General features: G+C 52.4%; 20 protein-coding genes and 2 pseudogenes. 11 read left to right on the top strand and 11 right to left on the bottom strand.

Annotated elements, in window-relative coordinates:
- Positions 1 to 80: 80 nt before the first annotated feature.
- The 4 genes and pseudogenes from NNO02_RS18550 to NNO02_RS18535 form a co-directional block, all read left to right on the top strand.
- A complete protein-coding gene (locus NNO02_RS18550) occupies positions 81 to 563 on the top strand; it encodes an Hcp family type VI secretion system effector (RefSeq protein ID WP_271455458.1) in 483 nt (160 codons plus the stop codon).
- Positions 560 to 1036 carry a DUF2778 domain-containing protein gene (locus NNO02_RS18545; RefSeq protein WP_191213900.1) on the top strand — a complete coding sequence of 159 codons (477 nt, stop codon included), beginning with the start codon at positions 560 to 562 and terminating at the stop codon, positions 1034 to 1036. Before NNO02_RS18550 ends, NNO02_RS18545 begins: the two co-directional genes overlap by 4 nt.
- 98 nt (positions 1037 to 1134) lie before the next feature.
- Positions 1135 to 1281, top strand: a complete 147-nt coding sequence (locus tag NNO02_RS18540) for a hypothetical protein (protein WP_271442466.1) — start codon at positions 1135 to 1137, stop codon at positions 1279 to 1281.
- A gap of 107 nt (positions 1282 to 1388) precedes the next feature.
- A pseudogene (locus NNO02_RS18535) lies at positions 1389 to 1499 on the top strand (DNA-binding protein); the annotation flags it as partial.
- A gap of 104 nt (positions 1500 to 1603) precedes the next feature.
- On the opposite strand, the gene NNO02_RS18530 reads toward NNO02_RS18535, so the two are convergent.
- From NNO02_RS18530 to leuC, 4 genes are read right to left on the bottom strand one after another with little or no spacing between them, the layout of a single operon-like run.
- Entirely contained in the window at positions 1604 to 2569 is a 966-nt protein-coding gene (locus NNO02_RS18530; RefSeq protein WP_271455457.1) for a LysR family transcriptional regulator, read from the bottom strand.
- Positions 2570 to 2602: 33 nt separating this feature from the next.
- Positions 2603 to 3517, bottom strand: coding sequence for an alpha/beta fold hydrolase (locus NNO02_RS18525; protein WP_271455456.1), 915 nt, complete (start codon positions 3515 to 3517; stop codon positions 2603 to 2605).
- Between the two features lie 60 nt (positions 3518 to 3577).
- Positions 3578 to 4204, bottom strand: coding sequence for a 3-isopropylmalate dehydratase small subunit (leuD, locus tag NNO02_RS18520; RefSeq protein ID WP_271449665.1), 627 nt, complete (start codon positions 4202 to 4204; stop codon positions 3578 to 3580).
- A gap of 1 nt (position 4205) precedes the next feature.
- Positions 4206 to 5627: a 3-isopropylmalate dehydratase large subunit gene (gene leuC / locus NNO02_RS18515; RefSeq protein ID WP_271455455.1), complete on the bottom strand. Its 1422-nt coding sequence runs from the start codon at positions 5625 to 5627 to the stop codon at positions 4206 to 4208.
- A 295-nt stretch (positions 5628 to 5922) separates the two neighbouring features.
- Between leuC and NNO02_RS18510 the strand changes: the two genes are divergently transcribed.
- Positions 5923 to 6933, top strand: a complete 1011-nt coding sequence (locus tag NNO02_RS18510; protein ID WP_271455454.1) for a S66 family peptidase — start codon at positions 5923 to 5925, stop codon at positions 6931 to 6933.
- Positions 6934 to 7042: 109 nt separating this feature from the next.
- On the opposite strand, the gene NNO02_RS18505 is transcribed toward NNO02_RS18510, so the two are convergent.
- The 5 genes from NNO02_RS18505 to NNO02_RS18485 all read right to left on the bottom strand — a co-directional run bounded on the left by NNO02_RS18505 (position 7043) and on the right by NNO02_RS18485 (position 11996).
- Positions 7043 to 7366 carry a DUF1889 family protein gene (locus NNO02_RS18505; protein WP_071887391.1) on the bottom strand — a complete coding sequence of 108 codons (324 nt, stop codon included), beginning with the start codon at positions 7364 to 7366 and terminating at the stop codon, positions 7043 to 7045.
- Between the two features lie 110 nt (positions 7367 to 7476).
- Complete coding sequence (locus NNO02_RS18500) at positions 7477 to 9291, bottom strand: diol dehydratase reactivase subunit alpha (protein ID WP_271455453.1); 1815 nt, start codon at positions 9289 to 9291, stop codon at positions 7477 to 7479.
- A gap of 10 nt (positions 9292 to 9301) precedes the next feature.
- On the bottom strand, positions 9302 to 9730 hold the full coding sequence (locus NNO02_RS18495) for a diol dehydratase small subunit (RefSeq protein ID WP_202037706.1): 429 nt from the start codon (positions 9728 to 9730) through the stop codon (positions 9302 to 9304).
- A 2-nt stretch (positions 9731 to 9732) separates the two neighbouring features.
- Entirely contained in the window at positions 9733 to 10317 is a 585-nt protein-coding gene (locus NNO02_RS18490) for a propanediol/glycerol family dehydratase medium subunit (protein WP_040230555.1), read from the bottom strand.
- Between the two features lie 11 nt (positions 10318 to 10328).
- The gene (locus NNO02_RS18485; RefSeq protein ID WP_271442458.1) at positions 10329 to 11996 is read right to left on the bottom strand and encodes a propanediol/glycerol family dehydratase large subunit; all 1668 of its coding nucleotides are present in this window, start codon (positions 11994 to 11996) and stop codon (positions 10329 to 10331) included.
- 393 nt (positions 11997 to 12389) lie between these two features.
- Here NNO02_RS18485 and NNO02_RS18480 point away from each other — a divergent pair, with 393 nt between their 5' ends.
- Genes NNO02_RS18480 through NNO02_RS18465 form a run of 4 tightly spaced genes read left to right on the top strand, consistent with a single transcriptional unit; the run spans position 12390 to position 14904 of the window.
- The gene (locus NNO02_RS18480; RefSeq protein WP_271442457.1) at positions 12390 to 12818 is read left to right on the top strand and encodes a GlcG/HbpS family heme-binding protein; all 429 of its coding nucleotides are present in this window, start codon (positions 12390 to 12392) and stop codon (positions 12816 to 12818) included.
- Between the two features lie 22 nt (positions 12819 to 12840).
- A complete protein-coding gene (gene dhaT / locus NNO02_RS18475; RefSeq protein ID WP_271455452.1) occupies positions 12841 to 14004 on the top strand; it encodes a 1,3-propanediol dehydrogenase in 1164 nt (387 codons plus the stop codon).
- 15 nt (positions 14005 to 14019) lie between these two features.
- On the top strand, positions 14020 to 14373 hold the full coding sequence (locus NNO02_RS18470; protein ID WP_271442455.1) for a glycerol dehydratase reactivase beta/small subunit family protein: 354 nt from the start codon (positions 14020 to 14022) through the stop codon (positions 14371 to 14373).
- Entirely contained in the window at positions 14374 to 14904 is a 531-nt protein-coding gene (locus NNO02_RS18465) for a cob(I)yrinic acid a,c-diamide adenosyltransferase (RefSeq protein ID WP_271442454.1), read from the top strand.
- On the opposite strand, the gene dhaR is transcribed toward NNO02_RS18465, so the two are convergent.
- Together dhaR and NNO02_RS18455 are read right to left on the bottom strand one after the other, a co-directional pair.
- Positions 14882 to 16807 carry a dihydroxyacetone kinase operon transcriptional regulator DhaR gene (gene dhaR, locus NNO02_RS18460; protein ID WP_271455451.1) on the bottom strand — a complete coding sequence of 642 codons (1926 nt, stop codon included), beginning with the start codon at positions 16805 to 16807 and terminating at the stop codon, positions 14882 to 14884. The two genes, NNO02_RS18465 and dhaR, sit on opposite strands and share 23 nt — an antisense overlap.
- A 92-nt stretch (positions 16808 to 16899) precedes the next feature.
- A complete protein-coding gene (locus NNO02_RS18455; protein WP_271455450.1) occupies positions 16900 to 17997 on the bottom strand; it encodes a glycerol dehydrogenase in 1098 nt (365 codons plus the stop codon).
- 563 nt (positions 17998 to 18560) lie between these two features.
- On the opposite strand from NNO02_RS18455, the gene NNO02_RS18450 reads away from it, so the two are divergent.
- Together NNO02_RS18450 and NNO02_RS23880 are read left to right on the top strand one after the other, a co-directional pair.
- Positions 18561 to 20219: a glycerone kinase gene (locus tag NNO02_RS18450; RefSeq protein ID WP_271455449.1), complete on the top strand. Its 1659-nt coding sequence runs from the start codon at positions 18561 to 18563 to the stop codon at positions 20217 to 20219.
- Between the two features lie 670 nt (positions 20220 to 20889).
- Positions 20890 to 21099: pseudogene (locus NNO02_RS23880) on the top strand (hypothetical protein); the annotation flags it as partial.
- Positions 21100 to 21125 lie beyond the last annotated feature (26 nt).

Raw genomic sequence — 21125 nt, 5'->3', positions numbered from 1 at the left:
CTATAGCACTTTATGTGATAATTTTTTATCTACAAGGGGGTTATTAATATTTAGAACGATTCAAAAATGGAGTTTTTGACATGGCTATACCTGCTTATCTTTGGCTAAAAGATGACGGCGACGCAGATATTAAAGGTTCTGTTGACGTTCAGAATAGAGAGGGCAGTATCGAGATTCATAGTTTCGCGCACGGGCTGCATCTTCCCACGGACAACATGACGGGTAAAATTACAGGTACCCGCGTTCATAGCGCGTTAACGTTCGAAAAGGAATTCGACTCATCGAGCCCCTACCTCTACAAAGCTGTGGCAAAAGGCCAGACGCTGAAAAGCGCCGAATTTAAGTGGTACCGCATCAATGACGCAGGACAAGAGGTTGAATACTTCAACATGCTGTTGGAAGGTGTAAAGGTCGTCTCGGTCTGCCCACTGATGCATAACTGCAAAAATGCCGGTACCGAAAAACATAATCATCTCGAGGCCGTGTCGCTGCGCTATGAGAAAATTACCTGGAAGCACTGTGATGGGAATATCATGTTCACTGATACGTGGAACGAGCGATGATCCATTGCACCTTTCGGCTGAACGGGAATGCGCTGTCAAACCTGAGCTGCCCTGGGATAGGCTTCTTCCCCGCATACTCCGGTAATACAGGGCAACATCGTAATAATCCGGACTCAATCACGGTAAAGAATATTGGCCCATTGCCGCCAGGAAAATATTATATTGTCGACCGCCCCCGCAGCCTGAGCACTCGCGTAAGAGATGTTTTTGCTACGACATACACAGGATCGGATCACTCAATTTGGTTCGCCCTGTACAGAGTGGACAGCAACATCGACGACCATACTTTCGTTGCTCAGGTCGAAAGGGGAAACTTTAGGCTTCACCCGGCAGGATATGAGGGGATTAGCAACGGCTGCATAACACTGCCTTCTCCATCTCATTTTACTGTGCTGCGTGAAGCGCTCATGAGGACCCCAACAGTATTGGTAACGGCGTCACTCAAAGCGTATGGCACAATTCAGGTGTATTAACGATGACACCAGCGAAGCAAGCAGGATTATGGCTCATTCAGTTTATGTCATTTCTCCTTATTTTTTCAGCATGTTACCTGCTATTGCCTGAAGTATATTTGTTCGAGCGTTTTAGCGATCTGGTTGGTTTTATTACCGAACAGGACTGGAATGATTTATTTATGCTAACCGTCCTCTGTGTGTCAGTACTCATCAACACGCTGTTGATTTTTGTTATTGCCAGGCAGAAGAAAAAACACGATTAAGTACCAGCCCGGTCATGCTAGCCGGGCTCCTCTTACCTTCTCCGCCGTAGTTAGCAACAATAGCTCCAGTCATTGCATCATTTGCAACACAATCAAGAGCACAACACATGATGATGGGTAAAGCCGAATACGCCAAATTTAGGGGTGTCAGCCGCCAGACCGTTTATGCCTGGATTGCGCGCGGGGAACAGCTACTGAGTAGCAACAAAATTGATTTATAAAACGCAACATTTTGCGCAAAAGTGTCAAGTTGAGCTATTAGAGATAAAAAATCGTTTATACCAAACAAACCCAATACAGCCCCTCACCCAGCGCCTACTGCTCACAACACGTCCGGTGCTTTGCCACCTGGCAAGCATTGCGCAAGATGTTCAGTGAGGAAATCGATGCAGGTTTTGATACGATCAGAGCTTGATGAACGCCGGGTATATACAGCCCAAATATTCGCTTCCTGATACCACTGGGGCAACACGTGAACCAGTTCACCGCGTTCAAGATACTGCGCAACATCCCATTCCGACCGCAATGTAATGCCATGACCTTTCAGTGCCCAAATGAGCACCACACTGCCGCTGTTGGAAGAATGAAAACCGTTTAGCCGGCAATGTGTCTGCTGCCTGCCATCCGTTAATATCCAGTTGCCAAATGCCGAGTTTTTTTCCTGAATCATCAGGCAATCATGTTGCACAAGCGCACTCACAGACTCCGGTTTACCGTGGCGTTCGAGATACTCAGGGGAAGCACAAAGGATCCGGCGATTAGTGGCCAACTGCCGTGCGATATACAATTCATTGATGTCATCCCCAACACGAATCTCAATATCGACGCCCTCCTCCACAAGATCCACTTCACGATCCGTTAGCGTGAGTTTTACCGTGATATCAGGGTAGGCGATCATAAATGACGACAGCGCCTCTGCGACATATTTATGCCCAAAACCAAATGAGCAGTTGAGGGTGATATTACCTGCCAGCACGCCACGTTGATTATCCAGACGACTGACAAAGCCATCCATTTCACTGACGACCTGCATCGCCCCATCCAGCGCATTTTCGCCTTCCGGTGTGAGACGCATCACTCTGTTATTACGGAAAAAAAGCCGGACGTTGAGGCATTTTTCAAGGATAGCGATGCGTTTGCTGATATAGGAGGGGGATAGCCCCAGCTCCAGCGCAGCCCGGGCAAATCCACCGTTGCGGGCAACGGTGACAAAAACGAAAAGATCTTCAACAGAAGGCCAGCCCTCAAGGGGCTGGCGATGCTTTTTACCTACAGGCGTCGTTTTCATAACATCGCAGCGAGATGACGGAAAATGACAATGTTATAACACCGATCGCAAAAATGACTGCAGTTTCTGCATGAAGATCTCTGGGATCTCCTCTTGCGGAGAATGCCCGCAAGGCAATGCTTCTCCCTGCACGCGCATCGCTTTTTCTCTCCAGGTGTCCACCACATCATACAACTGCCCTACCGTACCCTGAGCCCCCCACAGCAACAGTAGCGGACACTCAATACGCGCAGACGCATCCGCAGCATCGTCTTCAAGATCAATCGATGCCGCGGCACGATAATCTTCGCAGACCGCATGGATCATCTCTGGATTTTGGTAACAGCGCAGGTATTCATTGAACGCATCTTCTGATGTCGCCCCCGCAGTTTTTAACTGACCTGTAATATGCTTACGCAGAAAAAATGCCGGATCGTGCGCGATCATTGTTTCCGGTAATGGAAAAGGTTGGATCAGGAAAAACCACCAAAAATAGCGCGTGGCAAACGCCTTATTGGTTAATGCGTACATTGTAGCTGTCGGGGCTATGTCGATGAACGTGCAACACGTCACACTGTCAGGATAATCAAGGGCCAGCCGATGTCCAACCCGTCCTCCACGATCATGCCCGACAAAAGCGAACCGCGGATAACCCAGAATCTCCATCAGCATGACAATATCCTGCGCCATCATACGCTTTGAATAAGTACGATGCGCCGGATCACTCACTGGTTTGTCGCTGTCTCCATAGCCCCGCAAATCCGGCAAAATCACCGTGTGGCTTTTCGCCAATTCCGGCGCGACTTTACGCCATGTGATGTGGTTCTGTGGATGGCCATGTAAGAGCACCAACGGGGAACCGTTTCCTCCGACGGCGACCCGGATGGTTAAACCATTTGGCAGCCGTACATCCTTTAATGCAAACCCAGGAATGAACGGAGAAGCGCCGCATTCAATAACTGTACTCATCACTGCCTCCTGCCTTCTTTGCTTGCCCGACTTTGCCCCGTCTCATCGCCATCTCTTTTCTTAGCCACGTGCGGATACCGGACGCTTTAACCATGGGCGACGCGCATAATGCTGCGCCTCAAAATTTTCAATCTCTGGCAGATATTGCAGCGTCCAGGCAATCGCATCTTCGCCAGCGGCCAACATCTCTCGTTTGAGTTCACTAATAACAAAAGGAAGTGTTTCATCTGCTGTCACAATCTCGCAGCGTTCAAGAGAAACCGTAATCAGATTGCTGTCAGCCTTCGTGGCCAACTGTGCCAGACGAGCCAGAGACGCGTCATCCAAAGAGATTGTCAGGATCCCGTTGCGCTGGCAGTTGTCATCAAAAATCCCGGCGAAAGTGGAACCTAACAGCGCCCGGATGCCCAACTGTTTTAATCCCCAAACGGCATGTTCGCGGCTCGATCCGCAGCCAAAGTTGGGGCCGACCAGCAAAAATGTCGCGTCCTGCCAGCCAGGCATATTGAGAATAAAATCGGGATTAGGCTGACCATTGCCCAGGAAACGACGATCGAAAAACACCCCTTTATTCAACCCCTGACGATCGATCCCTTTCAGGAACTGTTTCGGCATAATCACATCGGTGTCGATGTTCGGTTCCAGCATTGGCGCAATTCGCCCGCTAATTTGCTTAAACGTATCCATCTCATTCCCCCGCCTGAAGTAATGTCCGAACATCGACCAGATGCCCTGCTACCGCTGCTGCCGCGACCATCGCCGGGCTCATTAAATGCGTTCTTGCCCCTGCGCCCTGCCGCCCAGGGAAATTACGGTTCGTACCCGATGCGCAGCGATCGCCTGCTGCCAGCACGTCCTCGTTCATCGCAAGGCACATTGAGCAACCCGACTGACGCCATTCAAAACCAGCGTCAATGAAGATTTTCGCCAGCCCCTCTTCTTCCGCCTGGCACCGGACCTGCGTTGAACCGGGCACAATAATCCCGCGCACATGGCTGGCAATTTTGCGTCCTGCCACGACTTTCGCGACGGCCCGCAGATCTTCAATGCGGCCATTCGTGCATGAGCCAATAAAAGCGTGCGAAATACGAATGTCACTCACCGGCGTACCGGGCAGCAGGTCCATATACTGGAGAGCTTTCTCAAGCGCGAGACGTTTAAGTGGATGCGTTTCATGTTCCGGGGATGGAACATAGCCGGTGATCGCACAGGTTTGATCCGGGCTGATCCCCCAGGTCACTTTAGGCTCAAGATCGAGACAGTCGATCGTCACGGTCTTATCAAAAACCGCATCTGCATCACTACACAACTGCGACCACTCCCGCAATGCCAGTTGCCAGAGTTCACCTGCGGGCATTTGCGGCTTCCCGTAGATATAGTCAAAAACCTTTGCATCCGGCGCAATAATCGCACCGCGAGCCCCTGCCTCCACAGCCATATTGCAAAGCGTCATTCGCCCCTCAACACTCAGGGCACTGATTGTTTCACCGTCGAATTCGATGGCATATCCTGTCGCACCATCTGCGCCAGTACGTTCGAGTAATTCAAGAACGATATCTTTTGCAGAACAACCAAAAGGTAATTCACCCTTAACGCTGACACGCAGGGTTTTCAGCTTACGATACACCAGCGTCTGAGTAGCCAGCAGGTGTTCGATTTCCGACGTACCGATACCAAATCCCAGAGCGCCGAACGCACCGTAAGTGGTGGTATGGCTGTCGCCAGCCGCAATCACCATTCCGGGCATGACCAGCCCTTGCTCGTGGGCAACGACATGTTCTATCCCTTGTCGTGGGTCCAGCACATCAAATAACGTGATACCAAAATCAGCGGCGTTTTCCCGAAAATAATCAACCTGCAGCTGGCCGCCGGGATCCGTCATCAGCATATCGCGCTGTGGTCGGGTGGGATTAACATGATCAACATTCAGCAGAAAGGCTTCCGGATGCCGCACCGGCCGTCTCTGTTCCCTTAACCCGCTAAATGCTTGTGGACTGGTATATTCATTGAGTATCGAACGATCGATATAAAGTAAAACATGTCCTTCGTTATCAAGTTCCCGAACGGTATGCGATTCAACTAATTTTTCATACAGCGTTTTAGCAGACATAGATATATTCCTGGGGTAACGAATGGCTGAATAATGAGATATTCGTCATTGAGGCTTTTAGCTATAGTGACACATTCATGAAAAAACGATGATTCCAGTCGGGAAAGTATAAAAACACACTTCGTGTTGGTGAGCAGACGTCACCCACAGCAAGCTATAAGTATGGATTAGAAAGGAGGATAAGATTGTTACCGCTTAGATATGCGAGGAAGTCTCACTTCTGAGTGATGACGATACAACTACACTCTTGTTAAGATGATCAATCTGATGATGAAACAAGTGCAGGAAGAAGGACATGACCACACGTTACGCTGCGCCAATCAAGCCGGGTGATACCATCGCCTTATTTTCGCCTTCTTCCCCTGCCACGGCATTTGCTCCCAATAGATATGCCCGAGCCAAAGAATTTATTCAAAAGCAGGGTTACCGAATAAAAGAAGGTGCATTAACCGGAAAAAGTGCAGGCTGGCGGTCTGGAAGCATCAAGGCTCGTGCAGATGAATTTAATCAATTATTACACGATCCTGATGTGAAATGTATTATGTCAACAATTGGCGGCAATAATACTAATGCAATACTTCCTTATATTGATTACCAACAAATAATCACGAGCCCCAAAATCATCATTGGTTATTCAGATATAACCGCTTTATTACTGGCCATTTATCAAAAAACAGGATTAATTACCTTTTATGGTCCGGCAATGGTCGCATCCTTTGGGGAATACCCACCACTGGTTGACTGGACTTTCGACTACTTTTCGACGATTGTCACTGGCAATCTCCCCCTTCCATTATCCTTGATCCCACCTTCATGTTGGTCAGAAGAACGCCTGGAGTGGGAAACCCAGTCCCGTGCAAAGACCTTAAGGCCAAATACCTGCCAGTATTATGGAGAAGGAAAGGTTACCGGGCGTTTGATTGGTGGCAATCTCAATACGCTGTATGGAATCTGGGGTTCCGAATATATGCCGGAAATTCTGGCCGGTGATATTCTGCTCATCGAGGATAGCCTGAAGGATATCTCTGAGTTAGAAAGGGAGTATGCTCACCTGGCACTCTGTGGTGTCTTTGAAAAAATATCAGCTATTATTCTCGGCAAGCATGAATGCTTAAATGATCTGGGTTGTGGGCAAACACAGCTTGAAATATTACGTGAAGTGCTGGCTGGCCGAAATATCCCTATCGTATCGGATTATGATTGCAGCCATACACATCCGATGATGACCTTACCACTCGGAGTGACTGCTGAAATTGATTTTGCCGCTGAACGCATTGCGTTAGTCTCACCATGGCTGGCGGCATGAGAAAATAGGATCGGAAGTTTGTCGGTCAGGCCTGGGAATATGGCAACGCTTTTGGACGCTGCCATCCCGAAGATGGAAACGTCCGTTAGCGTTTTATTCGAAAGTCAGCTCACACGAGTTCTTTGAGCTGCTCCTGCATATAGGTCGAAAAATACTCTGGATTCTTGATAAGGATACGGTTACCGGAGGCAACTTTTTCTGCCCATCCGGCCACTTTTTTCGTGAACTCGGGATTCCATCCCTCCTGCTCACCCCGTGCCATCACAACTTCCGGACTCGCTGGCACACCTAAGTCATGCAAATACTTTAAGATTCCCTTAGCGGTACTTTCGTCCATTGAATGGGGTACTGACACTGAGGTGTTCATACCACCAATAAAATCCAATGCTTTCTCAATTGCTGTTGGCATGCTCTTATCCTTAAAATTAACCACGTGAGAGACACATTTATACTATGTACCCAACTCAGTCGGGATATCAAAGAGAACGTTGCCTTTATTTGATTTACCCCTCAGCTAAACGCTTGCGGCGACTGTTTTCTGCGCTATTTTTTTGCTTCCCCGGCTAAAACCAGGCCAGTAGCCACCGCATTACGCGGCCCTTCGGTCCCCCGGATATTGCCCTGTCCCGCGACGACACCGTAATGCGCCAACGCGTCGGTGATCATCTGCGGAATTTCAAAATCCAGCGATGAGCCCCCCACCAGCACGACAAAAGTGATATCACGAATGGAGCCGCCGGGTGACACCTGGCGCAATGCACGCAGGCAGTTGGTCACGAAGACCTTCTCCTTAGCTTGACGTCGCACCAGACGAATTTTTTCCAGCGAAGTCTGGTTATCCACGGGGATCAGCTCGCCGTCTTTCAGATACACCACTTTGGCAAATACCGACGGGCTGAGTGGTTCGCGGAAAAACTCCACCGCACCGTTCTCATGACGAATACTGAACAGGCTCTCTACTTTCGCCAGCGGGTATTTTTTTATTTCCTCGGCCAGAAACGGATCGCTCAGACCCAGCTCCGTCTGAATCAACAGGCTGACCATATTCCCCGCGCCGGCCAGATGTACCGCCTTTACTGCACCTTCGCTATTGATGATGGCTGCATCAGTGGAACCAGCGCCTAAATCGAGGATCGCCAGCGGCGCAGCACATCCAGGCGTCGTTAACGCGCCAGTCACGGCCATATTGGCCTCTACACCACCCACTTCAACAGAGGTGTTTAATCGCGCGCTCAACTCGCTGGCAATAGCCTGCATTTGTAAACGATCGGATTTCACCATCGCCGCAATACCGACAGCATTTTCCATCGAACACTCCCCGGCGATGCCGCCCTGCACCTTACGAGGAATAAACGTATCAACTGCCAGCAAATCCTGAATATGCACCGCGTTCATATCATGCCCGGACAGCGAAGCCATCACCTTACGCACGCGTTCCAGCATACCGCCTGCATGTGTCCCCGCTTCACCGCGAATGTCACGTACAGGCGCACAGGCGCTCATCGCCTGCATAATAGCCTGCGCCCCTTGCGCCACGTCAGCCTCGCCGTCGCGCCTTTCTCCGCGGATAAAAATCTTACCCGCCGGGATCACCCTTGAGCGCACATCACCCTGCGGCGTTTTCAGCACCACGGCGGAGCGGTTACCAATCAGCGCCCTGGCAATAGGGACGATGGTTTGCGTTTCCTCCGGCGTCAGGGCAAAGAACGTGGCGATGCCGTAGGGGTTAGACAGCGCCCGAACAACCTGGCCCGCGGCCGCGACTTCGACCGCCGCCAACACCCCCTCCGGCACTTTTTCCAGCAGCGTGACTTCATCAACCACCGGCATAGTTCGCCGCAGACGATTGTTCACCAGCACGCCATCATCTTTTTTCAGGATCGCCGCCACCACGTTCACGCCGCGATCCAACGCGTCGTTGATCAGCCAAACAGCTTCGAGAAAATCCATTTCCTCACCCACCAATGGGATCCAGCCCTGGGCAAACCGATCCTCGCTCAATGCCGCCAGCTTCTCCACTGCAATGGTGGTTCCCATTCCCACGCCAACGCCGCCGGGCGTTTGTGGGTTATGACCAATCATCGTCGATTCAGTAATGATGGTTTCGGTGATCGTTTCCATCGCCACATCACCAATGACCGGTGCGGCCTCATTGATACAGATTTTCGCCACATCTTTAAGCGACCATGGTGTTTTTTCCAGCGCCTGCTGCAGGGAAGCGACCACCCCGGCAATATTGTCCCGCGTTCCTTTCATGCCCGTGGTCGCGACAATCCCGCTGGCGATAAACCGGCCATGCTGCGCCAACGCCACTTCCGTGGTGGCGTTGCCAATATCAATCCCTGCAATTAACGGCATATTCCCTCCGTCACTGGCTGCCTTTACGCAGCTTGTTTCTCTGCTGATACACCTCTGCCGACTCGCGCACAAATCCGGCGTTCACCGTCGCGTGCCAGGTATGCTCCAGCTCATCAGCAATCGCCTGTAGCTCCGCGAATGAAGAGCGAAACGGGCGTAGCGCGTTGTAGATTTCCAGAATGCGGGTATCCGGGATGGCAATCAGTTCCGCCGCCCGACGGAAGTTGCGCGCCACGGCGTGACGGTGCATCTGTTCGGCAATCTGCGCCTGATACTCCAGCGTTTGCTGGGAAATACGCACATCCTGCGGCCCTACATGTCCCGCCAGCACATTCTCAAGGGTGATATCGGTTAATGGTTTCCCGGTGGGGGTCAGGATTTTCTCCGGGCAGCGGGTAGCTAAAGGGTAATCCTGCGCGGTCATGATGTTGTCGTTCATTGTCATTCCCTTACTAGTGCAATATGCAGCGTGACAGGCGCAGCATCCTGCACCACATGCTTGGTTTCTTTAATGTGAAACAACGCGGCTTTGGCCATAAATTTGGGGCGCACCATCTGGTCATTGACCACCGGAACCGGCGAGGGCGACTCTTTGCGTGCATAGCGCGCAGCGTTCTTTCCAATCTGACGATACGTTTCCAGCGTCAGCAGCGGGGCCTGAGAGAAGAGTTCAAGGTTACTCAGGGGCAGCAAATCACGCTGATGGATAACCGTGGTTCCCTTTGACTGAATACCAATCCCGATGCCGGAGCCACTGAGGTTCGCCGCATCCCACGCCATAAAAGAGACATCCGAGGTGCGCAGAATTCTCACCACTCGCGCATGCAGTCCCTCTTCTTCAATTCCTGCCACCAGCTCTTTCAGAATCGCGTTGTGCGGCATATCAATCAGGGTTTTATGCTGGTGCTTGCCAAAGGCCGGTCCGACGCCAATCACCACTTCGTCAGCGCGATCGTCTGCTTTTGCCGCCTCGCCTTCACTGACCTGCAAGGTAAAAACGGGCTTACGTTCAGTTGTGCATTCCACGGTGTACCGCCTTATTCAATCGAGCTGGGCTGAACCACGCCCGCAATATTTTTAATTTCCGCCCAGCGTTCGGCACTGATGCGATAGCCGGTGCCGGGTCCCTGATAATCATTGATGTCGTTCACGGCGCTGACCACGTCGAACTGGCGATCCAGAATGGCCGATGTTTGCAGGTAATCACCGGTCACACGCTGTCTCAACATATTGAGAATATTGCTGGCGATATCTTCGAATCCGCTACCGCTTAGCGCCCCGACGATATCCAGCCCGGTAATGTTGCGCTTCATCATCTCTTCCACTGCCGCCAGATCTTCCACCACATTGCGCGCAGGCATGTCTTTGCTGCCGTGAGCATAGGTGGCAGCCTCCACTTCCTCATCACTGATTGTCGGCAGCCCCAGTTCGCGGAATACCGCCTGAATAGCCCGCGCCGCTTTGTTACGGATGGCGATGGTTTCTTCTTCGGTTACCGGGCGCAGGCCGCCGTCAACCATCAGATCACGTTGCAGTATGTTGTAATCATCGAAGTCTTCAGCATCGAAGTTAGAACCGGCAAACATGTTGTCGTAGTTGGGGACGGCGCTATAGCCAGAGAAGATAAAGTCGGTGCCGGGCAGCATCTGCATCAGGGTGCGGGCGGTACGGCGAATATCGGAGTGTGAGAAGGTCTGGTCATTGGCCGAGGCCACTTCAAGGTCGAGCATCGACGCAATCAGGTTTTCCGCCAGCACCGCGCGAATACCCGACGGCACTGCGCCTGTCATCCCGATACAACTGACCGCCCCGTTTTGCAGCCCCTGCACACCCGCGCCCTTGGTAATGAAAATGCAGCGGGATTCCAGGTACAACATCGATTTACTCTCGGAATAACCCATCAAGGCTTCCGAACCGGTACCGGAGGTATAGCGCATCTTCAGCCCGCGGGACGCATAGGCCGAGGCGAGAAACGCTTTTGACCACGGCGTATCGTCGCCGTCAGTGAATACCGATTCCGTTCCGTAGACCGACACCGTTTCGGCGTAGCTGGTTAACCCGCGCATTCCCAGCTCCAGCTCAGTAGCCTCTTCAACGGAACATTGTGTCAGCACGCCAGGACGACCGCACTGAGAACCGACCAACAGCGCCAGGGCGTTAAACGGCGCATAGCGGGCAATCCCGACCGTCGTTTCCTGTTCGGAAAAACCACGAATCCCCGCTTCAGCGGCATCGGCGGCAATCTGCACCGGATTATCTTTCAGGTTGGTCACGTGACACTGGTTGGAGGGCGTGCGTCGGGCGCGCATTTTTTGTAGCGCCATCATCATCTCTACCACGTTCATTTTCGCCATCACCTCCACTGCTTTCGCCGGGGTGATAGCGGTGGTAATGGCAATGATCTCTTCGCGACTGACGTGGATATCTACCAGCATTCTGGCGATCGCCAAAGCGTCGAGCTGCATGGCGCGCTCGGTTTCAGCCACGTTTATCGCGTAGTCGGCAATAAAGCGGTCAATCATGTCGAACTGTGCGCGGCTCTTGCCGTCCAGTTCAACAATACGACCCTTCTCCACCTTCACAGAAGAGGCCGGATCGTAGGGACTTTCCATGGCGATCAGCCCTTCTTCCGGCCATTCGCCAATAAGCCCATCCTGATTTACAGGACGCTTTGCAAGGACTTCGAATCGTTTTGATCTTCTCATAGTTTATAGACTCAAAAGATAAAGAATAGGGACGCCAGGCTGTATCGCTGGTGCTCTACCACCCCAGCAATCGCCTTTATCAGCAATAGCCGAACTTTAAATGAGCAGGCCGATAAAAAAATAAAATTAATTACGTTCCAATTTGATACATATTTAAATGTCAGCGTTTCATATTGAAACGGTCCACGGAAATATCCACGAGGAATTGTGACGCGCTTAAATGATCATTATCAATAAATGCCGAACACAGGAAATAAAATTAATATTTTAGAAAAACTCACACTATTGACTTAATAACTCGCCGCGAGAAAATACAGAAAACCCAATGAGAAAAAATAGCTGTAGCGCGATATTTTTTGCGACCTCAGCCCTACAACCTTGTCAGGAGATACTGTGAATAAGAGCCAACAAATCGCCACCATTACGCTGGCGGCCGCAAAGAAAATGGCGACTGCCGTCGAGGCAAAAGCGCTTAAAATCAACGTTCCAGTAGTCTTTTCCGTGGTTGACCGCGGCGGAAACACGCTACTGATGCAGCGTATGGACGAGGCGTTTGTCACCAGTTGTGATATTTCTCTCAATAAAGCCTGGACCGCCTGCTGTCTGCGGCAGGGCACACATGAAATTACCGATGCAGTACAACCTGGTGCTTCTCTATATGGTTTACAGCTCACCAATCAGCAGCGAATCGTTATTTTCGGTGGCGGTTTACCTGTTATATTCGACGGACAATTAATCGGTGCCGTAGGTGTTAGTGGCGGCACTGTAGAACAAGATAGATTATTGGCCGAGACCGCACTAAATTGTTTCTCTGAATTATAATTTAAATCTAAGAAGGTATATTATGAGCTATCGTATGTTTGATTACCTTGTGCCGAATGTTAACTTTTTTGGCCCAAATGCTATTTCCGTTGTCGGCGAACGTTGCAAACTGTTAGGCGGTAAAAAAGCGCTGCTGGTCACCGATAAAGGTCTGCGGGCGATAAAAGACGGTGCAGTAGATAAAACGCTGGTACATCTGCGTGAAGCCGGGATTGAGGTGGTCGTATTTGACGGCGTAGAGCCGAACCCTAAAGACACCAACGTGCGCGACGGTCTGGAGGTATTTCGTAAAGAGCAGTGCGATATCATCGTTACCGTCGGCGGCGGTAGCCCGCATGACTGCGGTAAAGGTATCGGTATCGCGGCCACGCACGAAGGCGATCTCTACAGTTACGCCGGAATTGAAACGCTGACCAATCCGCTGCCGCCAATCGTTGCGGTCAATACCACCGCGGGTACCGCCAGCGAAGTCACCCGCCACTGCGTGCTGACCAATACCAAAACCAAAGTGAAGTTTGTGATTGTCAGCTGGCGTAACCTGCCGTCGGTTTCCATTAATGACCCGCTGTTGATGCTCGGTAAACCAGCACCACTTACCGCCGCGACCGGGATGGACGCCCTGACTCACGCCGTGGAAGCTTACATTTCCAAAGATGCTAACCCGGTCACCGATGCCGCCGCTATCCAGGCGATCCGTCTGATCGCCCGTAACTTGCGCCAGGCCGTCGCGCTGGGCAGCAACCTGAAAGCCCGTGAAAATATGGCCTACGCCTCTCTGCTGGCCGGTATGGCTTTCAACAACGCCAACCTCGGCTATGTTCATGCGATGGCACACCAGCTCGGTGGTCTGTACGACATGCCACACGGCGTGGCAAATGCGGTACTGCTGCCACACGTAGCCCGTTATAACCTCATCGCCAACCCGGAGAAATTTGCTGATATCGCTGAGTTTATGGGCGAGAACACCGACGGGTTGTCAACCATGGATGCCGCTGAGCTGGCCATTCGCGCCATCGCCCGTCTTTCCGCCGATATTGGTATTCCACAGCATTTGCAGGAGCTGGGCGTCAAAGAAGCCGATTTCCCTTACATGGCGGAAATGGCGCTGAAAGATGGCAACGCGTTCTCGAACCCGCGTAAAGGGAACGAGAAAGAGATCGCTGAAATCTTTCGTCAGGCTTTCTAATCCAAAGGGGGCGCAATGTCACTTTCATCACCGAGCGTACATCTGTTTTATCACCCACGCTGGCAGGATACCCGCGCGCTTGATGAGCTGTGCTGGGGGCTGGAAGAGCAAGGCGTCCCATGCCGGACTGTCTGTTGCGACGAGAATGACTGTGCGCTGGCCTTGAGCAAACTTGCGGCCAAAAGCTCAACGCTGCGTGTCGGTCTTGGTCTCAACGCCACGGGTGATATTGCGTTAACCCACGCCCAGTTGCCCGAGGATCGGGCGCTGGTTCGTGGTCATATCACCGCCGGAATGGCGCAGATCCGCACGCTTGGCGCCAATGCCGGTCAACTGGTCAAAGTGCTTCCTTTCAGCGAGATAAAATAAATGTACCGTATCTATACCCGTACTGGTGATAAGGGCACGACCGCGCTGTTTGGCGGCAGCCGTATCGACAAAGACGATATCCGCGTGAATGCCTATGGCACCGTGGACGAACTGATTTCCCAGCTTGGCGTCTGCTACGCCAGCACGCGCCTGACAGCGCTTCGCCAGGATTTACATACCATCCAGAAGACGCTGTTTGTGCTTGGCGCGGAACTTGCCAGTGATGAGAAGGGACTTGCTCGCTTAACACAGACGATTAGCCCCGAGGATATTCAGGCGTTAGAGCAGCTTATTGATCGCAATATGACGCAAAGCGGTCCGCTAAAAGAGTTTGTTGTTCCGGGGAAAAACCTCGCATCGGCACAGTTGCATGTTGCGCGCACGCTGGCGCGTCGGCTGGAGCGACTCCTCATCGCCATGGACAGAACGTTGACGCTGCGTGATGAGCTTAAGCGTTACATCAATCGTCTGTCCGACGCCCTCTTCTCGATGGCGAGGATCGAAGAAACTACTCCAGATGTTTGCGCTTAAACTGGCTGGCATCGATGTCGTACTGTTTCATCTTACGCCACAAGGTGGTGCGGCCAATATTCAGCAGTTGCGACATTTCCTGCACACGTCCGCTGGTGACGCGGGCGGCATGGATAATTGCTTCTTTTTCGATGGCGGTAAACGTCAGGCTGGCTGGCAGCAGCGATGATGCAGTCTCCAGGCCTGGGCGTTCCGCAAACAGATAATCCGGCAGATTACTCAGGCGAATATGGCCATTGTCGCTACTGATAGCGATATTTTCGATAATGCTGTTGAGCTCAAAATCATTGCCCGGCCACGAGTAGGCAACCAGTTGTGCCAGCGCGTCATCGTCCAGCTTCAGACTGGATGAAAAGCGTTTTTTCAGGCTATTTAAGCGTGTATGAATCAGCGCCGGAATGCTGTTACGCCGTGCCCGCAGCGGTGGAATAACAATTTCAAAGGAGTGTAACGCGTAATACAGTTGGCGGCTAAAGCGGTTTTGCTCCACCAGGTTGGCGAGATCAACCGTAGTAGTGGCAATCACTTTCACATCAACCGGGATCAGGCGGCGGGCATCAAGGCGAGTCAATACGCCCTGCTTGATAACCTGCAACAACGCGGATTGCAACTCGGGTGCCAGATACTCAATTTTTTCCAGAAACAGCGTACCGCCGTTCGCCAGCTCAAGGCGGCTCAGCCGACCGTTTTCATCATCGGTTGGCGCACTGCCCATAAAATCCTGCCCCAGCACGCTGTTGGCATACAGTTGGCAGTTAACGGCGATATAAGGCCCGCTGGCACGTTCACTTTCATTGTGAATAGCCTGGCTCAATAGCTCTTTACCCACCCCCTCTTCACCGCACAACAGAATAGGGAAACTCCCTCTCGCCGCCTGGCGACCAAAATGGATCAGTCGACGGGTTTCCGGGTCATCCGTCGACATCTGTTCAAAGGTGTGGCTGACTTTCCCGAGCTGGCTGGTCATCAACTGACGCATTTGTTCAACGGGATGAAGCAGCAGAATAAAGCTGTTGCCCTGTTCTTCAACGATAGGTTTCAGAGTAATAACAGCATCAACAAACTGGTGCTGGCTTTCGAAAGTCACTTCGACGTGATTCAGGCCACGAGCATGTTTGATCGCCCGGCGCAGCAAGGTGGGCAGATTAACCAGGTCATTAATGTTTTTACCCTGGCTGGCCTGTGCATCCAGATGTAAAAGCAAAGCGGCACGGGCATTAAGAAACTGCAGAACGCCCTGCTCGTTCCATGCCATTACGCCATCATCCATGCTCTCTAACAGCCCATACATCTGATTAAGATGGCGGTTAGATTCGGCCAACAGGCTGTCGGTCAGCAAAGAGTTGCCGACTTCTCTGGCAATCGCCAGCGTCAGGGAGAGATCGGAAACGGACTCATGCTCCACCAGGCAGCACAGGGAAATGGAGCCAAACAGCCGCCCATGGTTATCAAAGACCGGGGTAGAGCAGAACGACCACGGATGCAGCGCCTGCTTAAAATGCTGATCGCCTGAGGTTTTTGTTGGCTGCCCTGGCATCGTCGCCAGCGATAGCGCACAACTGCCGATAATGCTCTCCGCACAGTAGCTACCGTCACGAAAGCCAAGTTCCGCCAGTTGTTCCACCGTCTGCGGATCGCCGCACCGGCTGAGAATACAAGCCGATTCATCCAGAATCAGCAGCGCACAGGGACGTCCATCCATAAACTCCCAGGCATCTTCCAGTGCGGCCTGTCCAATCGTCAGCAGTGCAGTCTTACGGCGGCAAATCGACGCAAAAGTCAGTCCCTGCGCCTGATGCGGTGCCTGCCAGGTTTCCCGCTGCATAAACTTGCTGCAACGATGCCATGACTGAGCAATGACCGAAGAAACTTCCTTCCCGATGCTATGAGTGTGCGCCGTCATATCCATTTCCGCTGTTTTACCATAGACAACCCCTCCGGCAGAGACTGTCAGAGGGGGAGAAGATACTGAATAAAAGGCTTACCGACGTCTGATTAACGCGCCAGCCACTGCTGTCCCAGCAGGTCTGCCGTCAGAATAGCGGCATGGACGCTTTCAGGCGTCACCGGGAACGGCATATTGTGAATGGTTTCACCTTCCGCGCAGGTGGCTTTCGCAACAGCCATAATCTTAGCGTCGATGCCGTCTTTCACGCCCATTTGCGCCAGCGTTACCGGCAGATCCACTTTCTGGCAGAAATTCAGCACCGTTTCGATCTCTTCCATCGGGCTGTTCTGCAGCACCAGTTGCGCCAGCGTACCAAACGCCACTTTTTCACCGTGGTACAAATGGTGACACTCTTCCAGAATGGTGAAGCCGTTATGGATGGCGTGTGCCCCCGCGAGGCCACTGCTTTCAAAGCCAATGCCGCTGAGATAGGTGTTCGCTTCCACGATACGTTCCAGAGCATCGGTCACCACGCCAGCCTGTGCAGCCAGGCGAGCCTTTTCACCTTCTGTCAGCAGCGTATCATAGCACAAGCGTGCCAGGCTCAGGGCCGCCGCCGTGGACTGTCCCCCCGCCATGCTGGTCGCTCTGGCATCAAAACACGCTTTTGCTTCAAACCAGGTCGAGAGCGCATCGCCCATCCCGGCCACCAGCAGACGTACCGGCGCTTTGGCGATAATTGCCGTATCCATGACAACCATATCCGGGTTTTTCGGGTAGATCAGATATTCTTCGAACTCACCGGCTTCGGTGTAGATAACAGACAGCGCACTGGTTGGCGCATCCGTTGAGGCGATAGTTGGAATCACCACCACCGGCAGTTTCTGGTAGTAGCCAATCGCTTTGGCGGTATCCAGCGTTTTCCCACCGCCAATCCCAACCACACCACGGCAACCGTGCTGCTTCAGAATGGCAATCAGGCGATTAATTTCAACATGGCTGCATTCGCCATTGAAGCGTTCCGCGTGACAGCTAATACCGTGGCTGTGCAGGCCATTGAGTACTTTGTCTCCCGCCAGTTTCATGACGAAGTCATCTGCAATCACGAAAAAGCTGTCTGCCAGATTTTTAGCGTATTGACCAAATAAGGTAGAAGCGTCAGGACCCTGGAGATATTTGGCTGGAGATTGAATAACTTTTAGCATTCCTTTCATCCTCAAATAAGTACATGTTTTTACATGGTGAGCCCTGGCGTTAACCTGTTTAGCCTGTTGCGAACGGCAAAAACGGGAGGTACCGGAGCGATGCAATAACTGTATGGCGAGGCGGGAACAAAAAAATCATTCGTCTTTTTGTTCTGATATGAAACAGATAAAAATGACATGCGTTCCATATTGAAACGATTAACCATAAAAATACTAAGGTTTGCGATCCCGATCCGTTCATTTGCCGGCAAATCCTTGCAGAACGCGAAAATCGAATTCCCTTTGCCTCTCTCTGACACCATTAAAAGCAGTAACAAAACGTTTACTGTGCCGTGTGGCCAACATTGAAAAGGCGATAAAAAAGTCGAGCGGGCTCGCATTGTGATCATTCCTCTCACAAATACGTTCCATTACGGAACAAAAAATAACAATTACGTTCCGTAATGAAACTCATTTTGCCGCTGTTTTTTTCCACGCTGACTCCGCCAGAATCTCCCCCATCGCCTCCGCACCATGACAATGCATTCGGGGGTTTGTTTTACACTCAACCTCGAGGAGCCGTTATGTCTCAATTCTTTTTTAATCAGCGTACCCAACTCGTTAACGACGTCATCGACGGTACGATTATCACCAGTCCGTGGAACAATCTGGCGCGTCTGGAAAGCGATCCGGCTATTCGCATCGTGGTTCGTCGCGATCTCAACAAAGATAACGTGGCAGTGATCTCCGGTGGTGGCTCAGGACACGAACCCGCCCACGTTGGCTTTATCGGCAAAGGGATGTTGACCGCGGCAGTCTGTGGCGACGTGTTTGCGTCCCCGAGCGTAGATGCAGTGCTGACCGCAATCCAGGCGGTAACTGGCGATGCAGGCTGTCTGTTGATCGTTAAAAATTACACCGGTGATCGTCTTAACTTCGGCCTCGCCGCCGAAAAAGCACGCCGCCTTGGCTATAACGTCGAAATGCTGATTGTCGGCGACGACATCTCCCTGCCGGATAACAAGCATCCTCGCGGGATTGCGGGCACTATCCTGGTTCATAAAGTGGCAGGCTATTTCGCTGAACGCGGTTACAACCTCGCGACCGTCCTGCGTGAAGCGCAGTATGCGGCAAGTAACACCTTCAGCCTGGGCGTCGCCATTTCCAGTTGCCATTTGCCGCAGGAAACCGACGCCGCACCACGCCATCATGCGGGCCATGCCGAACTGGGCATGGGCATTCACGGCGAGCCCGGTGCCTCGGTTATTGCTACCCAAAACAGTGCGCAGGTGGTGACTCTGATGGTCGATAAACTCATGGCGGCACTGCCTGAAACTGGCCGTCTGGCGGTGATGATTAATAATCTGGGCGGCGTGTCCGTTGCTGAAATGGCTATCATCACTCGGGAACTGGCAAACAGCCCACTGCATCCGCGTATCGACTGGCTGATTGGCCCGGCCTCGCTGGTCACCGCCCTAGATATGAAAGGTTTCTCGCTGACCGCCATCGTACTGGAAGAGAGCATCGAAAAAGCACTGTTAACCGAAGTAGAAACCAGCAGTTGGCCGACACCTGTCCCACCACGCGAAATCAACTGTGTGCCATCATCGCAGCGCAGCGCGCGTGTCGAATTCCAGCCTTCAGCCAACACGCTGGTCGCCGGGATTATTGAGCAGGTCACCGGAACGCTTTCCGATCTGGAAGCACACCTCAACGCGCTGGATGCCAAAGTAGGTGATGGTGATACAGGTTCAACTTTTGCCGCTGGTGCACGTGAAATCGCTGACCTGCTGCATCGTGAGCAGCTTCCACTGAATAACCTCGCCACGCTGTTCGCCCTGATCGGCGAACGCCTGACCGTGGTGATGGGCGGGTCCAGCGGCGTACTGATGTCCATCTTCTTTACCGCCGCCGGGCAGAAGCTGGAGCAAGGGGCTGATGTTGCCGAAGCCCTGAACACAGGGCTGGCGCAGATGAAGTTCTACGGTGGTGCAGACGAGGGTGACCGTACGATGATTGATGCGCTGCAACCCGCGCTGACATCTCTGCTGGCACAACCGCAAAACCTGCAAGCCGCTTTTGACGCCGCACAGGCAGGCGCAGAGCGTACCTGTCTGTCGAGCAAAGCCAACGCGGGTCGCGCATCGTATCTCAGCGGTGAAAGCCTGCTGGGCAATATGGACCCCGGTGCACACGCCGTCGCAATGGTATTTAAAGCACTGGCAGAGAGTGAGTTGGGATAAGCCATAAGTGCCTGATGCGCTGCACTTATCAGGCCTACGAATGCAAACCTTTGTACGCCGCCATCCGGCAAAGAAATGCCTGATGCGCTGCACTTATCAGGCCTACGAGTGCAAACCTTTGTAGGCCGGATAAGGCGTGTGCGCCGCCATCCGGCAAAGAAATGCCTGATGCGCTTCGCTTATCAGGCCTACGAATGCAAACCTTTGTAGGCCGGATAAGGCGTTCACGCCGCCATCCGGCAAAGAAATGCCTGATGCACTGCGTTTATCAGGCCTACGAGTACAAACCTTTGTAGGCCGCCATCCGGCGAAGAAATGCCTGATGCGCTTCGCTTATCAGGCCTACGAATGCAAACCTTTGTAGGCCGGATAAGGCGTGTGCGCCGCCATCCGGCAAAGAAATGCCTGATGCACTGCGCTTATCAGGCCTACGAGTGCAAACCTTTGTAGGCCGGATAAGGCGTGTGCGCCGCCATCCGGCAAAGAAATGCCTGATGCACTGCGCTTATCAGGCCTACGAATGCAAACCTTTGTAGGCCGGATAAGGCGTTTACGCCGCCATCCGACAAAGAAATGTCTGATGCACTGCGCTTATCAGGCCTACGAGTGCAAACCTTTGTAGGCCGGATAAGGCGTGTGCGCCGCCATCCGGCAAAGCAATGCCTGATGCGCTGCACTTATCAGGCCTACGAGTGCAAACCTTTGTAGGCCGGATAAGGCGTTTACGCCGCCATCCGGCAAAGAAATGCCTGATGCACTGCGCTTATCAGGCCTACGAATGCAAACCTTTGTAGGCCGGATAAGGCGTTTACGCCGCCATCCGGCAAAGAAATGCCTGATGCACTGCGCTTATCAGGCCTACGAATGCAAACCTTTGTAGGCCGGATAAGGCGTTTACGCCGCCAT

Source organism: Citrobacter sp. Awk 2, from assembly GCF_028069815.1.
Taxonomy (GTDB): Bacteria; Pseudomonadota; Gammaproteobacteria; order Enterobacterales; family Enterobacteriaceae; genus Citrobacter.
Note: the sequence above shows the minus strand (reverse complement) of the source record. Positions and strands in the feature narration are given on the sequence as shown.

Bases quoted from the DNA above. Each gene is read 5' to 3' on its own strand.
- NNO02_RS18465 (WP_271442454.1), top strand. From the start codon at position 14,374: ATGTACCGTATCTATACCCGTACTGGTGATAAGGGCACGACCGCGCTG.
- dhaT (WP_271455452.1), top strand. From the start codon at position 12,841: ATGAGCTATCGTATGTTTGATTACCTTGTGCCGAATGTTAACTTTTTT.
- NNO02_RS18485 (WP_271442458.1), bottom strand. From the start codon at position 11,996: ATGAGAAGATCAAAACGATTCGAAGTCCTTGCAAAGCGTCCTGTAAAT.
- dhaR (WP_271455451.1), bottom strand. From the start codon at position 16,807: ATGACGGCGCACACTCATAGCATCGGGAAGGAAGTTTCTTCGGTCATT.
- NNO02_RS18545 (WP_191213900.1), top strand. From the start codon at position 560: ATGATCCATTGCACCTTTCGGCTGAACGGGAATGCGCTGTCAAACCTG.
- NNO02_RS18495 (WP_202037706.1), bottom strand. From the start codon at position 9,730: ATGAACGACAACATCATGACCGCGCAGGATTACCCTTTAGCTACCCGC.
- NNO02_RS18525 (WP_271455456.1), bottom strand. From the start codon at position 3,517: ATGAGTACAGTTATTGAATGCGGCGCTTCTCCGTTCATTCCTGGGTTT.
- leuC (WP_271455455.1), bottom strand. From the start codon at position 5,627: ATGTCTGCTAAAACGCTGTATGAAAAATTAGTTGAATCGCATACCGTT.
- NNO02_RS18470 (WP_271442455.1), top strand. From the start codon at position 14,020: ATGTCACTTTCATCACCGAGCGTACATCTGTTTTATCACCCACGCTGG.
- NNO02_RS18510 (WP_271455454.1), top strand. From the start codon at position 5,923: ATGACCACACGTTACGCTGCGCCAATCAAGCCGGGTGATACCATCGCC.
- NNO02_RS18450 (WP_271455449.1), top strand. From the start codon at position 18,561: ATGTCTCAATTCTTTTTTAATCAGCGTACCCAACTCGTTAACGACGTC.
- NNO02_RS18500 (WP_271455453.1), bottom strand. From the start codon at position 9,291: ATGCCGTTAATTGCAGGGATTGATATTGGCAACGCCACCACGGAAGTG.
- leuD (WP_271449665.1), bottom strand. From the start codon at position 4,204: ATGGATACGTTTAAGCAAATTAGCGGGCGAATTGCGCCAATGCTGGAA.
- NNO02_RS18550 (WP_271455458.1), top strand. From the start codon at position 81: ATGGCTATACCTGCTTATCTTTGGCTAAAAGATGACGGCGACGCAGAT.
- NNO02_RS18455 (WP_271455450.1), bottom strand. From the start codon at position 17,997: ATGCTAAAAGTTATTCAATCTCCAGCCAAATATCTCCAGGGTCCTGAC.
- NNO02_RS18530 (WP_271455457.1), bottom strand. From the start codon at position 2,569: ATGAAAACGACGCCTGTAGGTAAAAAGCATCGCCAGCCCCTTGAGGGC.